This window comes from Legionella stuttgartensis (assembly GCF_977063405.2).
Genome location: NZ_CDRUHA020000071.1, coordinates 51546 through 71780 on the forward strand (window position 1 = coordinate 51546; position 20235 = coordinate 71780).

Here is a 20235-nt window from a genome sequence, read left to right on the forward strand (position 1 = left end):
TTTTGCATGGAATTCATTACCAAGTTTATGAAGTAAAGCGATTGGCACTAAATGGTGATGGATCGGCGACCAAATCCCCTTCCGTTATCATTTCTGCAAGCAAACGCCCCGTCACAGGGCCAAGGGTCAAACCGTGATGAGCATGTCCGAATGCAAACCAAAGCCCTTTATGCCGTGGGGCTTGACCGATAATTGGAAGCATATCGGGTGTACAGGGTCTGCATCCCATCCAGGGTGTTTCATCAAGTCGCGTTGTAATTGGGAAAAGAGTACGTGCTATGGGTTCTACCAAATCGAGTTGCACTGGAGTTTTTTGAGAATCACGTGACGCAAACTCCGCTCCTGTAGTGAGACGAATTCCCCGACTCATGGGTGCTAACAAATAGCCTTTTTCAGCATCAAGTATTGGATGATTAAGTTGTGCATCTTGCCTCATAGCATAATGCATATGATATCCGCGTTTTACTGCGAGGGGTAAATGATATCCGAGTCGAGAACATAAAGTATCTGACCATGGTCCTAAAGCAACCACTGCGGTGTCGGCTTTGATCGGTCCCTGCTCTGTTTTGACCTTCCACTTATCAGATAATGTGAATGCATCACCGAAAAAAAAGCGTCCACCAAGATGTTCAAAGTAATGTGCATAGGCTTCAACCAAGGCACCAGGATCGTTCACCGCCTCCGAATCTATATAACGAAAACCTCCTTGCAGTGATTTATCAAGATTAGGCTCTATTTGCGCTAACGAAGCTGAATCCAAATGCTCAAATCGGATTCCATATTCAGTTTTGCATTGTTCAACAAAGCGCATTTCAGCATCTTGTTTTTTTGCAGTTCGAAACACCTTTATCCATCCACATGAACGAAATAAATGGTTCACTCCTGCTGCCTCAGCTAAAAAATGATGCTCCGTGACGCTATGTTGGATCAGTGTTGCATAGGAACGGGCAATCTCTGCATGGCGTAATGAGTGAGAATTGACCCAGTATTTCCATAGAAAAGGTGCAAGTTTTAGAAGCGATTTAGGGTGATATCTAACATCGGGAGAGCAGTTCAAAGCATATTTAAGCAAGGAGGTCATCTCTCTTGGGAATGCATAAGGATACACTCCTTCGCGTTGAATCAATCCGGCATTTCCAAAAGAAGTCTCACTTCCTGGAGATTTCAAATCGACCAATGCCACAGAACGCCCTCGCATTTGCAAATGAATTGCAACCGATACTCCTACAACTCCACTGCCAAGGACAACGGCATCAAATTTCATAAATAGATACTCCGCTTACTGAAGGAAATGCAATAAATGACTATTATTATGCTTGTTTGACGAGCTTACAACCTATTAATTGGAAAAATTAAGTAAGAAATAGTCAGTTTTTTCAATTAGGTACGGCACAGCTCCTTTCTGAAAACGCTCTATGAAAGTACGATCACTAGATAGGTTAAATATAAAACTCCATTCAAAAATAAAACCTTAATTTTAATTCCGTGAGTTGAAATATTAAATCTTAGCCATGCTGTTGCAATATAGGTTACAAGTATGCCTGTAAGCACTATTCTAGATGGCTCCCAAGGTGTTAATAGTATTCCTAAAGCAGGAAGTAACGTACCCTGAAAAACCATTGCGCCGGTTATATTGCCAAAAGCAAGAGTATCTTGACCTTTTCTTACCCAAATTACGCTATTCACTTTTTCTGGTAATTCTGTTGCTATGGGAATAACTAGTAATGATAAAAGCAAAACGGGTATTCCAAGAGAGTTTGCCGCCTGCTGTATTCCGTGGATGAATCCTTTTGCACTCAATACCAATAACAATAAACCAAAAATCAATTGGATTAAAATTGATGTAAGGTTGGTTTTAAAACCTAGTTTAGCGATTAATAATGGTTCGTTTGTGATTACCGCATGACCATCTTCCACCAAAGCTTTAGAAGCCCTGAAGGTAAGCATCAAGTAAATAAAATAGAGAATAACAAGAATAATGCAAAATAAAATACGCATATAGTTTGGTTCTAAGGGTAGAAACATCGCTAAGGCTGCAAATGTAAATGCGATTAAGAAAAAAGTCATATCACGTTCAAAACCAGTGGCTTCTGGTGATATATATCCATTAAAGCCTCGTTTTTTAATGACTGAACACGTCATAATAAAAGTTGATAGGGTTGATAACATTAATGGAGCACCTAAAATTGCCCCTACACTAATTTCTTCATTAACGTGTCGATCAGCCGTTCCTGCAATTATTGCTAGAATTGGCACGGTAGTTTCTGGAAGTGCGGTAGATATAGCAGCGAATATTGAGCCAGTAACTCCTGTTGAAATATCTATTTTTTCACCAAAATACTCAAGCGCGTTAGAAAATAATTGCGCCGAGATTAAGATGAGGAGCAGCATAACCAATAGTTCAAACCACATATACATATAATATCCCTCATAAGTGTACGCAATGATTCATCCATCAGTACTTTTCAGATGTATATTAAAGATCATTTAGTAAAAGCTCAAAATTCTAATGTCCAACATAGTTCAGAGTGACTAAAATACAAGGCCCTTCTGCTATAATATTGATTTTATGATCTTTACAATTTTTAATGGCTGATTCACTTTCAGCCCCAGGTTGCATCCAAATATTTTTAATTCCTTTTTTAATTGCTTCATCAACAATTTTCTCAGTGATAATTGGTGGCGTTATAATAGAAATACTTTTTACCTCATCGGGTAATTCACTCACTGAATGTACTACAGGCACCCCTTCAATTACATCTTCTTGAGGATTTACAGGATAAACCTTTTTATTGTTTTCAAGATAACAACGTAAAACTGTATTACCATATTTTGCCCGATTAGAAGAAGCCCCAATAACAGCAAAGGCTTTTGACTGAAAAAATGTTTCAATTTGGTGATTTATCATGGTTTCACTTGAATAGTTGGAATTCATTAAGTTTAGCAGTGAATATTAAGCCATAGTATTCCTTTCCCACAAATCATAATATTTTTCCAATTTCAATATCTCGCGGATCACTTTCATGATGGTCAGGATCATCAAATGGCATGTTAACGTATTGATGATGCAGATAAAAGTTGATCGCTTCAGGTGAAGATTGGATGTGGAGTTTAATAATTCCCGTATGTTGTAACCACTTTTCAATAAGATTTAAAAAATCACTACCTATACCTTTATTACGATATGCCTCATCAATAACAATAATTCTTAATGCGGCTCTTTGATTTGGCCACAGTTGGATGTGGGCGTAGCCAACTCGTATCGTTCCTTGGTAAAGAACAAAATGTATATGGTCCTTATGATCAAATGTCCAGGTATATGGATCTGAAACAGGCACTTTATCAAAGAAATATTTTTGACGGAAAGCACGTGCTAATTGCCATTCAAGGTGTGTTAAAGCTTTTACAATGCGAAGTTTAGTAAAACCCGCTTGAGCGTCAATATTGGTAATGAATTCCTCTTTTCCTAGACAATAAGCGGTAATATCATGTGGAAATTGTTTTGCCAAAGCTATTTTTAGAGTGGCATACGCATCACGATCATCCTGATGGGCTCTCATCCAATCTGTAAAACTCAAATGCCGTTCAATTTCTGAGTTGTTCTTTTCAAAAACATGTACATTATGAGTCCTTATTGTCACTCCTTTTTGAAAAAAACGACGAAATGGAATGCCATGCTCACCCATGGTTGAATATCCAATGTTTTCCATCGCTTTTGAAGCGTTATCTACCAGCAAAATATCTCGGACAACAGGCAGGATATCAATAATAGGTTTAGCACTTAATCCCGGCACCGACGTAGAGCCTATATGATGGATTGCTATGCAATTGTCCCCTAGTGTTTGCTTGATTTGAAATGCTTCTGCTGCAAAAAGTTCAGGCCATAATGGATTATAAGGAACAACTTCAACAATTTTTTTCATGATTTTGTTCTATCAGGAATCAAAACATTAAATCATACCTTAGAGACACATCACACTCAAATGGGAATCATACTTCTCTTTAGGCTAGCTAGAAGCTACTAGCTAGCCAATAAACAAGAAGTTGGTGTATCTGTAGTTAGATTTTTCTATTTTCAAAGAGCGTTTAACTTGCTAGAATTTTCCACAGGTTGTAACTCTTTTAAAAAATTAGATAACTCAGAGTACTCTGGTTGTTTTGCAAGCTGTATCATATCTTCAATATTAAATATTTGCTTTTGTACACACGCTGTAATAATGCTAGTACATCCAGTCTTTGCTAAGTGTAATAATATAGACGCAGGTGTTACTACATCGCTACTTCTATAGGTAGCAGGTAGTTTAGGGTTGACACTATGCATTAAATTATTTACTTCTTCACCTCGCGCAAAATTATCAAGATCATCTGTAGCGTAAAAAACAAACTCTGGTTTTATATCGCCTAGTGCCATCACTTCCATTTCATTTATTTTTGAAGCAGTTACGGACTCAGAAAGCATGTCAGTCATTTCTCGTATAAATGCAGGTATGCTAATTTTTTTATTAGGATTTACAGAAGAATAAATAAAGTTTTTTACATTATTCGCTCCATTTTGAGCAAACTCCAATGCTTTTTCAATACTTACTGTGCCACCAAAGCCCCCAAATTCTGTATTAAATGCTATATAAGATTTCAGATTATCTATAGGTAAGCCTTCCCTTCCACCGAAACCGTCTTTAATGACTGCTTCCGAAGTTTCTCCATGAACTCGATGCCAAACTACATCTGTTGCTGGTACATGAGTATCTGTTACTAATTTAAAATCGCTATAAGGACTACTAAAGGAAACTGAATTTTTTCTAAATCCGAAAAATGAAATATTTTTAAACATGATTTGATCTACTTCTTTTGAGTGTTACCTCCTGGAAAGAACTCCTCTTAAAGAATAGTCTACCTATAGTTTATTAAGCCTTGCTTAAATAATGCACACGTACGTATTTCTACGTGGTTTGAGTGTTTTTTGTGACGTTTAACTTTATTCTGGTTCATTACGTAAAATTTTCTCGACCCAATTTTTTAATTTAATATAGTGCGGCCCCTTCCAATAAACTTTTTTGCAGGATTGGCACTGTATAAAGGTCTGATAATATTTTTGTGTCAACTCAGGTATATCTTCGCTAATTTCAGTTTTATTTACGTTCTTTAGTAATCCATCACACACTAAGCAGCGAGTAAATGGATTGCATTCCTTTATTAACTGAAATTGCACCAGAACTTCTTCTACCTGTTTTTTAGGATCGGTATGGTGCATCCAGTGAACATTTCTTACGCTTTTCTAAAGGGATGAAATCATTTAATTCTTCATAAAATCGTAAACGTAAAGAGATCATATTTTGATTAAATTACTTAATTCCTTTAATTTATGGCACAAAAATTAGGATAAAGAAAAATCACATGTGAAAAATAAGAGACTCTGGACTGCTCAAAAAATTCTTATTTTACGCTTCCATCCTTTTGCTAATTAAACGTTAAAACTATTTCCATTTTAATGTCTTTAAATCTTTAGATTATTGAACATTTGATATATTATCAAACACCTTGTTTATTTGTTATTTTGAATAACGATTAATAGCGATATTTTTATATAACCAGAATATATAAGATTTATTATGCCTAAATTTAAAAAAGTAGATAACAGTAGTGATGGAAACTGTCTTTATTATTCCTATGGCATCTCACTGATGTATTATTTGCGTAAAAATGGAAATAGAGCAGCAGCAGAGAGCATTTTTGATCGATTGGGATTAGGCGCGGAAGAAAAGTCAAAACTTTTTTATTTATTAGGAAATGAAAAAAATAAACCATTTACCCCACTACACATCAAAAGAATTATTGAACCTATATTGGGTTCTTCCTTGAGATTGTATGCTGCAACTAGGACTCGAGAAAACTTTATGGATAATCCTAAAGGTTCATCGCTATATACAGCAGCCAATTACGGCATGATTTTTCTTTTCAAAAAAATGCTTAAAGAAAAAAATCACATCGCTCATATATTATTTGAAGCAGATAATTTTGATAATGAAAACTATAACAAAGCAGAAATATTTAAAGTCGAAAACATGCCTGCAGAAATGCACCGTTTTATGCAAAGTAAATTCGAAGAAATTATAAATATTTTTGATACTGAATGGGATACAGATGAAAGTCCTAAAACATTTGCAGAAATTGGAAACTATATGTTCCGGGCAAAACAATCTGTGACAGACCTAATAGGTGATATGACTGTAGCGTTTTTCCAGGAGGATGAACACAAACATCTAGATGCATATATTCGTCATTTAAATACTAACTACATATGGGGAACAGAAGAAACTTTGATGCTAATGCATTGTAAGCTTCAGGGAGAAATACGAGAACGGATTGGGCCCGATCATGTTGAAATACACTATGATACTCCAATGAGATTACAAATTTATCGTGATGGGATACCTGTTCCATCAGTTGAACCTGGTACCCCAGATATTATTTTAAATAATTCAGCTAATGCCCATTGGTATTCATTAATCAACTCTGAATTTTTCTCGATAAATAGCGAACATATTCTGAGAAATGATCTCTTAGATATAGTAGGATTTAATGCATATCTCCAAAAAATCTTAGAAAAAGCAGAGGATCTGGTAGAAAGCGATAAACCAGCAAGTGACGAATTATGTGCACTTCATAAAAAATTAGCAGAGGAGAAAGAAAAGTTTCTGGCTAAAGAATCTCCGATCACACGACAAGAATTTGCAGCGTCATGTAAAACTGTGTTATCAGATCCTAATGCAACGCAGGAACTACAAAAACAAAGTGGCGCAGTAGATATCATAAGCAATATAATTAACTGCCTTTATCTTATAGTGACGGGTGACTTTAGTAATCTACTTTTGGGTAACTTTAATGTGATTAACCCATTAGGAATCAATTCAATGTTTCATCGAGTAGGTTTGCTCAAGACAGAATTAAAAATATCACTTAGAGACTTAGAAAAAAGTGAAATTCCTGATAATAACAATCAATTAGGGTTTGAATAACCATTAATTATCTCGGGGGTGAAATAGCCCCATTTTATATACTCTGAGGGAGCCTTGATCTTACAACCGGAATATCTGTCAGATCCCGGTTGCAACCGTTCCCGAGGCTAATTTTTATGTATGGCGAGAAATAATATATTCCTGATTATGTTCTTTATCCTCAATAACCAGAATGTTATTTTTAGATTCTGCGGGAACTTTCATGAGCTTTTTAACAAGTTGAAAGACGGAGAACGTTTCGTTGGAATACTCTAAAGAGCGAAAAAAATGTCTTTCTTTTTTTAAAAAATGGTCTGGACTGTTTAAAATATGGAAAGCTAAGCTCTTTTTTGCCGCATAATCCAATTCATTAATAATATATTCCAAGCCTAAAAGATATCCTTGTTTGCGTTCTTTAGGAGAGAGGTTGGGCAACAATATATCCTGCAACCATTGATCAATCTCGGCCCCACTTCTAGTTGTTGAAAGAAACTCATGAGCATCATGTGCTGTTACTTGAAACAGAGTAGTGGGCTTTTTGTGAACATTAAAGTCAAAGTATGCAATATTAATTACTGGTTCAATTTGTACGCCAGAATGCTGTGAATTTCCTTGAGCATTAAGCTTCCGGCAATTTTCCTGGAAATTTCTCAGTTCATATGCACTAGGTTTTTCATCAAGAAGCAATTTAGTGAGAACCAATTTCAACTCATAAGCACAGCTTCTCGGTACACGTGCTTCGTAGCCACTTCTTGTCACCTTGCCCGTATAATCATTATAATAAGTATCCAAGAAAAAGGGTAATAAATCATGAGGCTCAATCTTTGAATGGCGTGGAATTTGTATATTTAAAAATGGCTGTAGGAGTTGATTTTTCCTATCAATATATCTAATGTTTAAAAGAAAACTTCCTTTCCCCTCAGGTTTCCATTCAAGGTATAGTTTTCCTATCTTTGCTTTGACCCAAGAGCGGCCATCGTCTTTTGGTGGTATGACAAAATCTTCATCTTGAAATAATTTTTCAGGCAAATCCTGCTCAGTACATTGTGCAAGATCACGTAGCCTATAAAAAGTCATCGGTACTGCCTCATAATGATTTCCGACTTTTTTAGAGGTTAGTATATCTACTCGGTTAGTTGCAGTTAGATCCTTAAGTTTTATCATTTTGCACATTTTCCATGATAATTATGTACATAATTTACACCAAGTGAGTTGTTTTGATAATATAGAGATTTGGAAATGTAAATTTTCCAAAATGGAAATAATTATAAGGATAATAGAGAAAAGTGCTTTCCAATGAAGGATTTTGGTGTGGTTCGCCAGTATCAAAATGGTTGTTTGAGAGAGTCTAATTTAAGCCGCATCTTAAAATCATCGAGGCTATAGCCTAACCGACAAACTTGTCTTCAGCGACACCATTGCCGAAAACTCAGAAACTATTATAACCAATTTAAAAAGGTGGATGGTTACTTAAACACTACCCTTTGAGTCATTGAGAGATCCTGTTGACTTTCTCTTAACTGTTTTATGGATTCTCTATATTCATGAATTATATTTTTCTCGACAGGGGGTTGCATGTATTTATCTTTATTTGCTTCAAAGTCTTTTTCCTCTTCAGCCCACTCTGTCTCACTGGCATGTAAACCAGATAATGACTCCATGTAATATTCTACGCGATCAAAGCGCTCTTGTTGTTTTTCTTGCCAATTTTCTTCAAGTTTTGTGGCAAAACCATATTTCTCTTTAAACCAGTTAAACGCATGCTCTAATTGAAAATAGGGTTTTATTAGAGTTTCGGCTAGAATATGTCCATTCCCGTCATGGCCAGGGCCTTTTGCAAAATAAACCGTTGCTCTCCGATCCTTTAAATCAGCACTTAAATCAATAGCAACCCACCCTCTCCATGGTCCCATATCTCCCGTCTTAAATGCTGTAAGGGGTCTACCCTGTTCATCGAGTTCAAGTTGAAAGCCCAAACATTCAGCCACATAGTTCAAATGGCTTTTCTCAGGAACAACCTCTTTTGCCCAAGGATCCTGAGTCATACGGATCTGCTGTTGAAATGCATATTGTAATTGTTCATCACACATCCAGGCTTGAACAAAAAGTGCATAATCTTCAGCAGAAGTAGATAAACTATTCGCTGCGCAGGGCTTATCTCCGAAACTGCTATGGTTCATATGTAGCGGTTCAAATACATATTTCCTAGCAAGTACATCCAGATGAGTTGTATGACCTCGTTTTGCTACTTCTTCAAGTATTTTGGGTAGGTATGGGTTAAGCTCCTTGATGTCAGTAAGCCTCTGTAGTTCACAGTTAAGTACTTTTAAGTCTATGGTACTGGATACACCTACTCCGTTCATGTCAATAATTGTATATCTTAGAGTCGGAGGGGTGATTGAAACATACAGCTTATTTTCTTCAAAAGAGTCGGTACTATCCTGCATTAAAACCAATTGCGGTTCATAAAGTTTTTCAATCACTTTTTGCAAATAGAACAATGGCAACCCTGAATATCTATAATATTCTTGGCCAGGTTCAAACTGATGATTTGCTTCATTTGTTCGATTTAAATCAAATCCCGTTTTATGTGAGAGAATCATGGTCGGTGTAAATGAATTAATGCGTGCTATATCTTCTTCATTAATATCTTTATCATTTTTCCATTTAAAACCATGTTGATCACAAAAGACTTTAAAGGGCAAAATATTATTAAACCCCTTCATATCTAGAGTTAGCTTACCGGCCTCCACGAGCTTTAACACGAGGTACGCAAAAACGGGTTTACTAAGTGAAGCAGCCCCAAAACGTACATCCCTACTCATGGGGGCATCTCCAAAGCTATGGACTATAGGAGAGCTATTACTTGTAACAGTAGCAACATCTACTTGAGTTATATTAGCTATCTTTCTTACATCTTCCACATCGGGGTTTTTAGTTCCGTAGGATTTTTCGGTTTTGGATTGAGACATTTCAGTTCATTAAATGGATTACGATTGTTCATTAATTATACATTTAATGGGTAATCGTAGATTTATCTTTAGAAATTTTTACCATTTCTTATCAATGCACTCGATTAACCATGAGGTCTTCCAAATATTGCCAAGCCTTGTGTGCGAAACCAATATTTGTCATTACCAATAACATATGTTTTGAGTTTGGGAATTGCCTGAATCTCCGCATACCCTGTTGTTAAAAAATAACTCCGTCCGGTAATGTAATGCTCCTTCGTATTTCTAGAGGGAGTAACCAAAATATTACCTTCAGGAATAATATGAACCATTTGTCCAATAAAGTTCACAATGTCGTCTTCTTTTTCAATTCCGTTCTCAACTCCTAAAAGATAGGGGACAAAAGCAGTATCAAAAGTTTGCTTTTTATCACTCGTAAGTAGTTTATCTATTGTGCCCACATGAAACTGAATGTTTTTATCCAATTCACAACTCGTTTGAATTGTGGATTTAACAGCACGCTGAACTAATGTCACCATATAGTGAATATAGGCTCGCCTTAATAAATTGGGTTGGACTATCCAGAATAAAAAATTAACAAAGTTTCCCCGCTGCAAATTAACTAAGGGGGGATACCAACACGTGAGTGCGTCAAATAGTTCTCCAACTGAGGGCAACGCATTTCCTCGATCATCATATTCACGATAAAGATAGTATTTTTTAAATGCTTTCATCCAGGCAATTGTCACAGCATCTTTGTCATATGCAGTAACTGATTTTGCGCCTGCTTGTGCAAATAAGAAACTACTATTACCATATCCCGGAATGACTAAGACATTTTTTCCTTCCACATTGGCACGGATATTATATCGGTTTCTTTGATTCCCCGCCAAAGCAGATGATAAATATCGCTCCGCTCCCATGGGGTATATTTGAACCTCTTTATTGTCAGAGAGCCTTGTTATACGTCTATCCAAGATCCATTTCTTTTCCTGCTCACTTAAAATAGTTTCATACTCCGACATAAAACCCCTAAGCTAATTTTCTGAAGATTGTAATCGCAATGACTTAATCCATTTTTTTAGAAATATTGATGACTCTGGAATGCTGAAACTTAATCGTTCCGAAAGTTTTGTTCCGAGCATCTGCGAAGGCCGCTCAATAAGTAGATGTAGAAACCAGGAGAGTAGTACAGAAACAAAAATCACTACACTCAGAGCTAACCCAATTTTAAAACCTCTATCCAACATAATGCGAAGAAGAATGTACCCCACAATGCTGTGAATAATATACAGAGGATAACTAATGTCAGCAAAAAAATTAAATATAGGATTTGCTTTAAAAAAACGTGGGAATATATAGGCAAACATAAAAGTTAACAAAGCCAACGCATAGCTCCATGCCAATATTAAGTTATTGGAATATGGCCCAGCCCACCAAGCGATGCAAAATATAAAAAATAAGCTACTTATTAGCAAATATGCTACATCAGATGATATTTTATGAGCGTATAAATAATGAAAAGCTACCCCAATGAACATGAAAATTATATAAGGTGATGACATCATATAAATTTCAGCTTGGATAAAGGCAACCAGATGATTCATTGCCCACACTGGAATCATATGCGACAGGTAGCAGGTTAAAAGAAATAATGCGATGGGTATTAAAAAAACCTTTAGTGAATACCTACGAAACCAGGCAATTGATAAAGCCACTATAAGATAAAATTTCATTTCTATTTCAAGAGTCCAGATAACTGTATCTATATTTCTCGATCCGAGAATATCTCGAATTCCTGGTATGTAATGGATTAAAATCTCTTGAAAGGTATAAGGCCAAGGTGCAGGAAAATATTTTCCACATAAAAAAAGAGCCAATAAAGTAATACTAAATCCTATTATGTAGGTAGGAATAATACGAAAAAAACGCTTTATGCAAAATCCAATTGCATTTATTCTATGGAGTGAAAATGGAATAACAAAACCACTGATTATAAAGAATAACCCCACTCCATAAGAGCCCCAGTCAAAAAGAGGAAATAAATTAAACCATTTGATGTATGTGGGTATAGCATATGTTTCAGGAGATAGAATCGGCGCATTAATTATATGAGCGATGGAGTCTCTCTTATACCAAAAAGTACTGAAATAATGGGAAATAACAACCAATAATGCTGCAAGACCTCGCAAGGTGTTTGCAAATTCAATCTTGGAATTAGCGCATAAAATACTTCTCATAAGTGGGGGACTGGCTCCTTTTTCTTTGACTATTCATATAAGTCATTGTTTATTTAAATTGGTTTTATCAAACTAACAAAAGCTCATTGTATCTCACCATGTTTTTCTTGACTATCCTCAGTTTTAGCAGTGCTCAGTAAAACAGTAGATTGCTTGACCATTCAATAGATTGGATTTTTTTAAGTAGAACAAACTTTAACCTAAAGTAGAGCACTTTTTTCGAGTTTTAATCTTTAGCTAACAATGCTCTGTTAAAATTAAATACAGATAGTTCATCAAATGAGGAAATTATGAAATACAAAACAACTGTTGAACAATACCGGGATGGTACTCTTGTTATGAAGGATGGAACGCGAGATGCAATTGGTGATATGACTTTTGCGTATCATGCACTTTTAGCAATTTGCGATGATCAAGGTAGTAAGAAGAATGCCTTCGTAAATGGCAAACATTTTTTTGTAGAGTCAGCAGATGGTCGTTTAAATTCAGACAGATTAAAAGTGACCATTAAGAGCGAGTTTGCTCAAGATGCGATTGCTGTACTAAAAAGTGAATACCCAGGGTTGGAGATAAAAGGCGAACAGCCTCGCCAAGAACAAAATACTGAGTATCATCCCAATTAGTGCTGTATCTCTTTTAGCATGGAAATAAGGAAGTTCCTTTGCTAAGTATTTTATGCCCCATGTAAAATGAAGTGGTGAGTAGCTTTTTGATTCTACAATGCATTTTAGTTACGAACATCCCCCCCCAACCAAAAAATTTATTGCTGATAATAGTTTACAAGTTAACAGAATAAATTCATTATCTTAATCCAATAATTTAGAACTTTGAATACTAAAATAAACGTTCTATCATCTTCCACGTGCCAACTGCCACTGATTTGAAACGCAGCGATTTAATTAATCATTTTATTTAAGGACAAATGTATGGCTAAAATTCTTTGTGTTCTATATGACGATCCAATTAATGGATATCCAAAACATTATGCTCGGGATACGATTCCCAAAATAGAACACTATCCTGATGGACAAAAGGTCCCTACTCCTAATCATCTTGATTTTAAACCTGGTTCTTTACTTGGTTCTTTGTCTGGTGAACTCGGATTACGTGAGTTTCTTGAAGCTCAAGGACATCAGTTTATCGTTACTTCGGATAAAGAGGGACCAAATTCCGTTTTTGAAAAAGAATTACCCGATGCCGATGTAGTGATTTCCCAACCTTTTTGGCCTGCTTATTTAACGGAAGAGCGAATTGCCAAAGCAAAAAAATTAAAATTAGTCATTACCGCGGGCATTGGGTCGGATCATGTAGATTTACAAGCCGCAAAAGAAAGGAACATTACTGTAGCAGAAGTCACTTATTCAAACAGCATTAGCGTTGCAGAACATGTTGTCATGATGATTCTTTCTTTAGTACGTAATTACTTGCCTTCGTATCAATGGGTTGTCCAAAAAGGTTGGAATATTGCTGATTGCATCGCACGCTCCTACGATTTGGAAGGAATGACAGTAGGCTCTGTAGCATGTGGGCGTATCGGATTAGCGGTCATGAAGCGTTTAAAGCCTTTTGATGTAAAATTGCATTATACAGATCGCCATCGCCTGCCAGAAAAAACCGAAAAGGAATTGGGATTGGTTTTTCATAATCGAGTCGAATCTCTTGTGGAAGCATGTGATGTGGTAACTATTAATTGCCCATTAACACCCGAGACTGAAAATTTATTTGACGAGCAATTGATTAATAAAATGAAACGAGGTTCTTATCTAATCAATACGGCTCGAGGAAAAATATGTAATCGCGAAGCCATTGTAAGAGCCTGTGAAAATGGTCAACTTGCAGGCTATGCAGGTGATGTATGGTTTCCACAACCGGCACCCAAAGACCATCCTTGGCGCACAATGCCTCACCATGGTATGACTCCTCACATTTCAGGAACGTCCTTATCTGCACAAGCTCGTTACGCTGCTGGAACACGCGAAATTTTGGAGTGTTGGTTAGAGGGACGCCCTATCCGTGATGTTTATCTTATAGTTGATAAAGGCAGACTCGCTGGAACAGGAGCTCATTCATACACTATGGGTAATGTGACTGCAGGTGCTGAAGAAGCCTAGATACTTTGAGTCTCGAAAGAAATGAATATCGTTCTCCATTAGCTTTTTTAGAATGAACGATATTCATTTACTAATGGATTTGCAGGAGGCTTATATAGTAGGTTTAGGAGGTTCTTCATCAAATGCAAATGAAAAGTCATCAATCCCATTGCGACTTAAAATTGATTTAATGAGGTCAATGATCTTCTCAACAAATGTCCTTTTATCATATAGTGTTTGCGCAAGAGTACTATTATATTCAATAGTTAAATCTGTATTTGCATACTCCATACCGCCTAACTCGGTAGGTCTCAAGTGGAGTCTATTTTTTATAATCATCATTGCAGATTTATCGTCATTACTCACTTCGACTGCACCTAATCCCTCTCGTTTATCTAAGCCCATTAGCTCTGTTTGCTCATCAATATAGATACTTCCATTTTTTTCATAAATATTAACTTTTGTATTTAATTTATTTCCATCAACAGTGTATCCTTTTTCTGCAACCTCAATATTATCAGTGAGTGACTGAGCTGCTAAATAAAGTAGTCCCCATTGATAAAAAACCTTGCTTAATTTATTAACATACTGAGCTTGTAGCTCCTCATCGTTACAAAAATTTAGTAATTCTCTTTTAAAGAGGTTGGAAATATGATCAATAGTGAGATTCGCTTTTACGACAGCTATTTTCTCGTTAGTATTCATTCCTGTTGAATCAATTTTTAAGTCAGCAATACAAATATCCAGTAATGATATGCCATTAAAGTGAATTATTGTTAAATCACGATTAAGGTCATGAAGACATATAGCGAGATTACCCTCCATGTTCGCTTGTCGTGTTAAGAATTTTCTATTTCGTATTTGCCAAAATGGTGTAGTCATATAGATTTTTTATATTTTTCCATGCGTCATTATAGGTATATTTTCTTAACGTTTTATTAAGAGCGTAATCCTCGTCACACGGTACCAATTTTGATTAGTTCGGAAGACGAAACTTAAATATCAAAACTAAATAAGATCCGCTTAGGTTGTGCTGGATCATAATCAACGATCACAATTTCGTCTGAGTATTGATTTTTTGTATATTCTGAAATGGTTTTACGCCAAAATTTATAAGCTATTTGGTTTTCAGGAATTACAGAAACTTCCCAGTGCCCTGGATGTGATATAAAGACTTTTCCCACAACCGCTTTTCCTACTCCTTTTTTTTGAAATTTTCCTAGAATAAAAAACTCACCCATATTCCACTCGGTTTCAGAACGCTTTCCCTCACAATTTAAGAGAACAAAGCCTGCAAGCTCCTCATTGATTAAAACTTTATAGGCTTTTCGAGTTTCATTTATAAAATACTTTTTGAAATCAAAGCATTCATACAAGCCATCTGCGGGAATATTCCAATCGGTAGAAATAAAACCGCATTCTTTTGACATGTCGTAAACATAGAAGCGAGCCATGTTTTGGATTGTTGGGTAGTCCTTAAGTGTCGCCAGTACAAGTTGTGGCTCAAAAGATTTTATTTTCATCTAGTTCACTCAAAATTAACAAAAATCAGTTTGGAACATCTATACTAACTTATGATTTTAACACTTAACTAAGGAAGGGACGTATCATGTATAAAAAAATTATACAGACCGCTGCATTTGCATTTACACTAGCAGTAAGCCCAGTAGTATTGGCTCACTCTGGAGGCTGTGGAGAGGGATTTAAAAGTATGGTTGAATCACTCAAACTAGATGATAGCCAAAAAGCTAAAATAAAACCTATTTTAGACCAACTTAAAGCCTCAATGAAAAATGATGCGGACCAAATGAAGGATTTAAGTCGACAAATCAATCAACAAGCTGAATCAGCCACCATGGATCAATCAGCAGTTGACGGTTTAATTGATAAAAAGACAAAACTTATTGGTGATATGATGAAAGCTAAAATCACAGCAAAAAATCAAATTTTTTCTGTGCTTAACCCACAACAAAAAACAGAACTTCAAAATAAAATGAAAAAGATGGAAGCAAGGATGGAAGAAAAATTTAAGAATTGCCATAAAGAATAGTCAGTATAAAGAGTTAATTCAGGAACAATGAAAATTGTTCCTGGATCTTTAGGAGGGAAGGTATTTTCATGCTATTAAAAGAATATCTAAACTGTGATGCAACTGAACTTGCAAAACGAATTAAAGCACGAGAAGTTAGTCCCGCTGAGGCTATGAATTGCGCTCGTTCACGGATAAATGAAGTGAACCCAACACTCAATGCAATTGTTACTGATTGTTCTGATTTTGCAAAGGAATGTCTTGCTAATCTTAGGGGTAATGAACCATTTTATGGTGTCCCTTTATTAATAAAAGACTTAGGACAACCCCTTGTAGGAATCCGCAGCACAGAAGGATCACGATTTTTTGCTAACAATATTTCTGAGTTCACCAGTGATTTGGTGAGTAAAATGATTTCATTAGGTTTTATCCCTATTGCAAAAACAAACACACCTGAGTTAGGCCTTTCTTATGTTACAGAATCTGTTTTATTGGGCCCTTGCCGTAACCCCTATGATCATAATAGAACTTCTGGTGGTTCTTCCGGAGGTTCTGCAGCAGCAGTTGCTACAGGTATTGCACCTGTAGCAACTGCAAGCGATGGCGGTGGTTCCATTAGGATCCCTGCCGCATGTTGTGGTTTATTTGGTTTTAAGCCTACAACAGGTCTAACCCCAACAGGCCCTTTAACTAATGAGTTGTGGTCTGGTCTGGCAGTCAATTTTGTCCTAACTCGATCACTTAGAGATTCAGAAGAATTATTTAATCAATTAACGGATCGTTCACGGATACCTCTACATCAACCGAATAAAAAAACATTAAATATTCTTTATCTTGATGGTGCTTTTGCATCAGTACCTGTTGCAAAACCATGTCTTGAGGCAGTTAATATAGTTGAAGAATTATTAAAAAAAATGGGGCATACAATTCAGAAAAAAAAATTAGCCCTGGACCTTAATGCCATCGGTAATTATGTGCTTACTCTTATCGCCGCCAATACATATTCAGAGATTAAACTACAAGAAATTCAATTAGGAAGAAAGGCAACACAAAATGAACTCGAACCAGTGGCCTGGGAATTTTACAAGCGTGGGCAAGCTCTTTCAGCTTATGAGTATCTTATTGCAAAAGCGAGTTTATACCAACTTACTCAACCACTACATCGGTTATTAAAGCAAACGGATGTAATATTAACCCCCGCCCTAGCCCAACTTCCTTTGCTTATCGGCGAATTAAGAACAGATGATGACTTTGAGAGCTATTTACAAAAAAATATTGAATTTTCTCCATTTACATCACTGTTTAATCAAGCTGGTCTGCCAGCAATGACAATTCCTGTTATGATGCATCATCAACTTCCAATATCAATACAAATTGGTGCTGCTCAAAGAAATGACTTACTGCTATACTCTTTGGCAAAAGAGTTGCAAGCCATATTACCTGACTTTAATCAACTCGTTACTTTACAATAAAATGATGGGTTAGTTCATGCAAAAAAAACAAACCACTACCATAGAATTTTACAATTCGCTACCTGATGAAGTAGAGGAAATCATGCGAGAGGATCTTATAGCGTATGAAACCAGTCATGGGACCGATGTTAATTATAAACCATTCTGTCTCATTTTAAGAGATGAAAATCAGAAAGTATGTGGCGCCATCAATGCATTCACTGCATTTGCAGAGATTTATATTGATGATATGTGGGTACATCAGCAACATCGTGGTAAAGGTTATGGCAAAATATTACTTCAAGCACTTGAAGATCAATTTCAAGGGAAAGGTTTTAATAATATAAATTTAGTCACTAGCGCATTCCAAGCTCCTGATTTTTACAAAAAATGTGGTTTCCAAGTTGAGTTCATCAGAAAAAATAATCAAAACCCTAAACTCACAAAAATATTTTTTATCAAATATTTTAAAGATGAGAACCAGAAACAAGGCATCTTAGAATAAACGGGATAAATAATTACATAAAAGAGCTCTTACTATGAAGATAGAGCTCTTTTATTCTTACTGATTTGGCATGGGATTGCTTTTACCCATATTTTGGATATTAAGATTGCTTTTTTCTGTTAGGTTGCTTAGTTTTGGTGCTGTATTGTCCTTTGGCGCATTTTGAGCCATTGGTGCTTTAGCCTGTATTGCAGTTGATTTTTGAGGAGTACTTTTAGCTTCCTGTTTTGCTTTTAAGGCAGTCGATGTCTTACTGGTAGCTACCTTAGTATTTTTTTGGGGGCTTACTTTTTTCACTGATGATGAAGATTTTTTAGCGGTTGGCGCTGCTTTTTTTACAGTCGAAGTAGCTTTTTTAATAGCAGAAGTCGTTTTTTTTGCAGGCGCAGAGGCTTTCTTAATAGCAGAGGCCATTTTTTTTGCAGATGAAGAAGCCTTTTTAGTAACAGAAGAAACTTTTTTCGCAGCAGACTTGGCAGCAGCTGTTGCTTCTTTAGTACTTTTCTCCATAGTAGTAGAGACTTCACTCATCATTTTTTTAGTATTTTGATCCAAATTACGAGAGACATTTAACCAATGACTTTCAAGTATATTGAAGGTTTCTCGCATGTAATTTAGAGTCATATGACTATTTTGAATAAACAATTCCATATTTTTTTCAAAAAAATCTTCGGGTCTTTTTAAGCTTAATAAATCTACGGGTTTCATTAAAGATAAGTTTTGCATCATTTTAACGTTGAGCTCCATGAGCTTTTGCATTGGGGCGTCAAAATTGTTAAAAAATTTTTGCTCAAAAAATTCATTTTTCATTAGCATCTCCATATGTTGCATTGCACAATTCAAGATTAGTTATAATTAATTAATTTGTCAAATAAAATCGAAGCAACTCTAAGACATTGATTATGCTCACTGTTTATAGCGTATCCTTATCATCCAAACCACTTTATTTAAATCAATTACTTTTAATTCTACTCGCCTTTTATGGATTTTCAAAATATCCAAAACATCTCAACAATTTTAACAGATTGAATTTTTGTAAAAAAGCAATAGCACTAATTATGTTTTTTCAGGTAGGATGAAGAGGGATTTTATTGTAATTTTTCAAGGAGAGTATTGTGGGGACACTTACTGTTGATGGAATGAACGCTGTTGAAAACTCAAAAAAAGAGCGTGCGGACGCTTTAAAATCATTAACTTCTAAACCGTATAACTTAAATGACGAAGAACAGCAAAAATTGCTTAGAAAATATATTAATGACTTTGAGTACAATGCCAATCTAATGTATCTATTCCAAGGAATGAGTACCGGACTAACTGCCTGGGGAGGCTCTTGGCTAGCAGGATTCCTTTTACCAATTCCTGAGTTTGCAAATTACTTTCTAAGTATGTTTCTTTACTGTGGCGCCGCTGGCTACATTCTCCAAAATTTTAGTCTAGCCGATTTTCATAGCCAACTTGATGAGATGAAAACCATTTACAACTGGTGTTTGAAAAAAAATGAAGCTTATTATGATGGAACAGATAATACAAACACACTCTCAAATCCTGATATTCAACGCATGATTAAATTAATGGCTCCATTATGTTCCAATGAGTTTATGCTGGTGTGGAAAAAAGTAACTGCCGCTGAAGAAACTAAAACCTCTATTTGGAGTAGTTTCTACAGTGCCTACTCTCTTTTTTCATCGTCTAAACCTGATGTCGATCTCAATCGTCTTCAAGATTTAAAAGCAAGCGTAGAACGACGAGAACTTGATGTAGGTGTATATAAAGGTGTAGAGGGAGCCATTCGTTATTTCGCAACAGATGCTCATTTTAGAGAGCTTTTAATGGCTAAAGTCAAACAACCCGTCGATCAGATAAGAGAAATGTTGCCTTCGGCACTTACTTTTGGACATTCTAAATCTGAATAATAAATATTATTTATGTTTACCCGGATACTGCAAAGTAATCCGGGTTTTTAATTTAAGTGAA

At 35.9% G+C, this 20235-nt stretch carries 20 protein-coding genes; 7 read left to right on the forward strand and 13 right to left on the reverse strand.

All coding sequences use genetic code 11. The features are described from left to right. Positions 1–25: 25 nt before the first annotated feature. From ACWTEW_RS24850 to ACWTEW_RS24875, 6 genes are all read right to left on the reverse strand, one after another. Positions 26–1264, reverse strand: a complete 1239-nt coding sequence (locus ACWTEW_RS24850; protein WP_454780777.1) for an NAD(P)/FAD-dependent oxidoreductase — start codon at positions 1262–1264, stop codon at positions 26–28. A gap of 149 nt (positions 1265–1413) precedes the next feature. Then, positions 1414–2418, reverse strand: coding sequence for a sodium:calcium antiporter (locus ACWTEW_RS24855; RefSeq protein ID WP_454780778.1), 1005 nt, complete (start codon positions 2416–2418; stop codon positions 1414–1416). 88 nt (positions 2419–2506) lie between these two features. Continuing rightward, positions 2507–2908, reverse strand: a complete 402-nt coding sequence (locus ACWTEW_RS24860; protein WP_454780779.1) for a CoA-binding protein — start codon at positions 2906–2908, stop codon at positions 2507–2509. A 73-nt stretch (positions 2909–2981) separates the two neighbouring features. Beyond that, the gene (locus ACWTEW_RS24865) at positions 2982–3923 is read right to left on the reverse strand and encodes a GNAT family N-acetyltransferase (RefSeq protein WP_454780780.1); all 942 of its coding nucleotides are present in this window, start codon (positions 3921–3923) and stop codon (positions 2982–2984) included. A gap of 152 nt (positions 3924–4075) precedes the next feature. Continuing rightward, a complete protein-coding gene (locus ACWTEW_RS24870) occupies positions 4076–4831 on the reverse strand; it encodes a hypothetical protein (protein WP_454780781.1) in 756 nt (251 codons plus the stop codon). A 144-nt stretch (positions 4832–4975) separates the two neighbouring features. Then, positions 4976–5251: a Mut7-C RNAse domain-containing protein gene (locus tag ACWTEW_RS24875; RefSeq protein ID WP_454780782.1), complete on the reverse strand. Its 276-nt coding sequence runs from the start codon at positions 5249–5251 to the stop codon at positions 4976–4978. Between the two features lie 358 nt (positions 5252–5609). Between ACWTEW_RS24875 and ACWTEW_RS24880 the strand changes: the two genes are divergently transcribed. Beyond that, positions 5610–7016: a hypothetical protein gene (locus tag ACWTEW_RS24880; RefSeq protein WP_454780783.1), complete on the forward strand. Its 1407-nt coding sequence runs from the start codon at positions 5610–5612 to the stop codon at positions 7014–7016. Positions 7017–7130: 114 nt separating this feature from the next. Here ACWTEW_RS24880 and ACWTEW_RS24885 read toward each other — a convergent pair whose 3' ends face one another. From ACWTEW_RS24885 to ACWTEW_RS24900, 4 genes are all read right to left on the reverse strand, one after another. After that, positions 7131–8159 (reverse strand): hypothetical protein, encoded by a 1029-nt coding sequence (locus ACWTEW_RS24885; RefSeq protein WP_454780784.1) that lies wholly within the window; start codon positions 8157–8159, stop codon positions 7131–7133. A 302-nt stretch (positions 8160–8461) separates the two neighbouring features. After that, a complete protein-coding gene (locus ACWTEW_RS24890) occupies positions 8462–9967 on the reverse strand; it encodes a serine hydrolase (RefSeq protein ID WP_454780785.1) in 1506 nt (501 codons plus the stop codon). A 104-nt stretch (positions 9968–10071) separates the two neighbouring features. Next, the gene (locus tag ACWTEW_RS24895) at positions 10072–10971 is read right to left on the reverse strand and encodes an ABC transporter permease (protein WP_454780786.1); all 900 of its coding nucleotides are present in this window, start codon (positions 10969–10971) and stop codon (positions 10072–10074) included. A gap of 12 nt (positions 10972–10983) precedes the next feature. Then, positions 10984–12186, reverse strand: coding sequence for an acyltransferase family protein (locus ACWTEW_RS24900; protein ID WP_454780787.1), 1203 nt, complete (start codon positions 12184–12186; stop codon positions 10984–10986). 290 nt (positions 12187–12476) lie between these two features. Here ACWTEW_RS24900 and ACWTEW_RS24905 point away from each other — a divergent pair, with 290 nt between their 5' ends. Both ACWTEW_RS24905 and ACWTEW_RS24910 read left to right on the forward strand, forming a co-directional pair. Then, positions 12477–12809, forward strand: a complete 333-nt coding sequence (locus ACWTEW_RS24905; protein WP_454780788.1) for a hypothetical protein — start codon at positions 12477–12479, stop codon at positions 12807–12809. 303 nt (positions 12810–13112) lie between these two features. After that, positions 13113–14297 carry an NAD-dependent formate dehydrogenase gene (locus ACWTEW_RS24910; RefSeq protein WP_454780789.1) on the forward strand — a complete coding sequence of 395 codons (1185 nt, stop codon included), beginning with the start codon at positions 13113–13115 and terminating at the stop codon, positions 14295–14297. Positions 14298–14387: 90 nt separating this feature from the next. Here ACWTEW_RS24910 and ACWTEW_RS24915 read toward each other — a convergent pair whose 3' ends face one another. Continuing rightward, positions 14388–15158 (reverse strand): hypothetical protein, encoded by a 771-nt coding sequence (locus tag ACWTEW_RS24915; RefSeq protein ID WP_454780790.1) that lies wholly within the window; start codon positions 15156–15158, stop codon positions 14388–14390. Between the two features lie 113 nt (positions 15159–15271). Then, complete coding sequence (locus tag ACWTEW_RS24920) at positions 15272–15799, reverse strand: GNAT family N-acetyltransferase (protein ID WP_454780791.1); 528 nt, start codon at positions 15797–15799, stop codon at positions 15272–15274. An 86-nt stretch (positions 15800–15885) separates the two neighbouring features. Here ACWTEW_RS24920 and ACWTEW_RS24925 point away from each other — a divergent pair, with 86 nt between their 5' ends. The 3 genes from ACWTEW_RS24925 (at position 15886) to ACWTEW_RS24935 (ending at position 18261) form a co-directional block, all read left to right on the forward strand. After that, on the forward strand, positions 15886–16326 hold the full coding sequence (locus ACWTEW_RS24925) for a Spy/CpxP family protein refolding chaperone (protein ID WP_454780792.1): 441 nt from the start codon (positions 15886–15888) through the stop codon (positions 16324–16326). Between the two features lie 68 nt (positions 16327–16394). Beyond that, positions 16395–17777: an amidase gene (locus tag ACWTEW_RS24930; protein ID WP_454780793.1), complete on the forward strand. Its 1383-nt coding sequence runs from the start codon at positions 16395–16397 to the stop codon at positions 17775–17777. A gap of 16 nt (positions 17778–17793) precedes the next feature. Next, positions 17794–18261, forward strand: coding sequence for a GNAT family N-acetyltransferase (locus ACWTEW_RS24935; RefSeq protein WP_454780794.1), 468 nt, complete (start codon positions 17794–17796; stop codon positions 18259–18261). Positions 18262–18318: 57 nt separating this feature from the next. Here ACWTEW_RS24935 and ACWTEW_RS24940 read toward each other — a convergent pair whose 3' ends face one another. Beyond that, positions 18319–19071 (reverse strand): hypothetical protein, encoded by a 753-nt coding sequence (locus ACWTEW_RS24940; protein ID WP_454780795.1) that lies wholly within the window; start codon positions 19069–19071, stop codon positions 18319–18321. Between the two features lie 305 nt (positions 19072–19376). Between ACWTEW_RS24940 and ACWTEW_RS24945 the strand changes: the two genes are divergently transcribed. Further along, on the forward strand, positions 19377–20174 hold the full coding sequence (locus ACWTEW_RS24945) for a hypothetical protein (RefSeq protein ID WP_454780796.1): 798 nt from the start codon (positions 19377–19379) through the stop codon (positions 20172–20174). Positions 20175–20235: the final 61 nt, after the last annotated feature.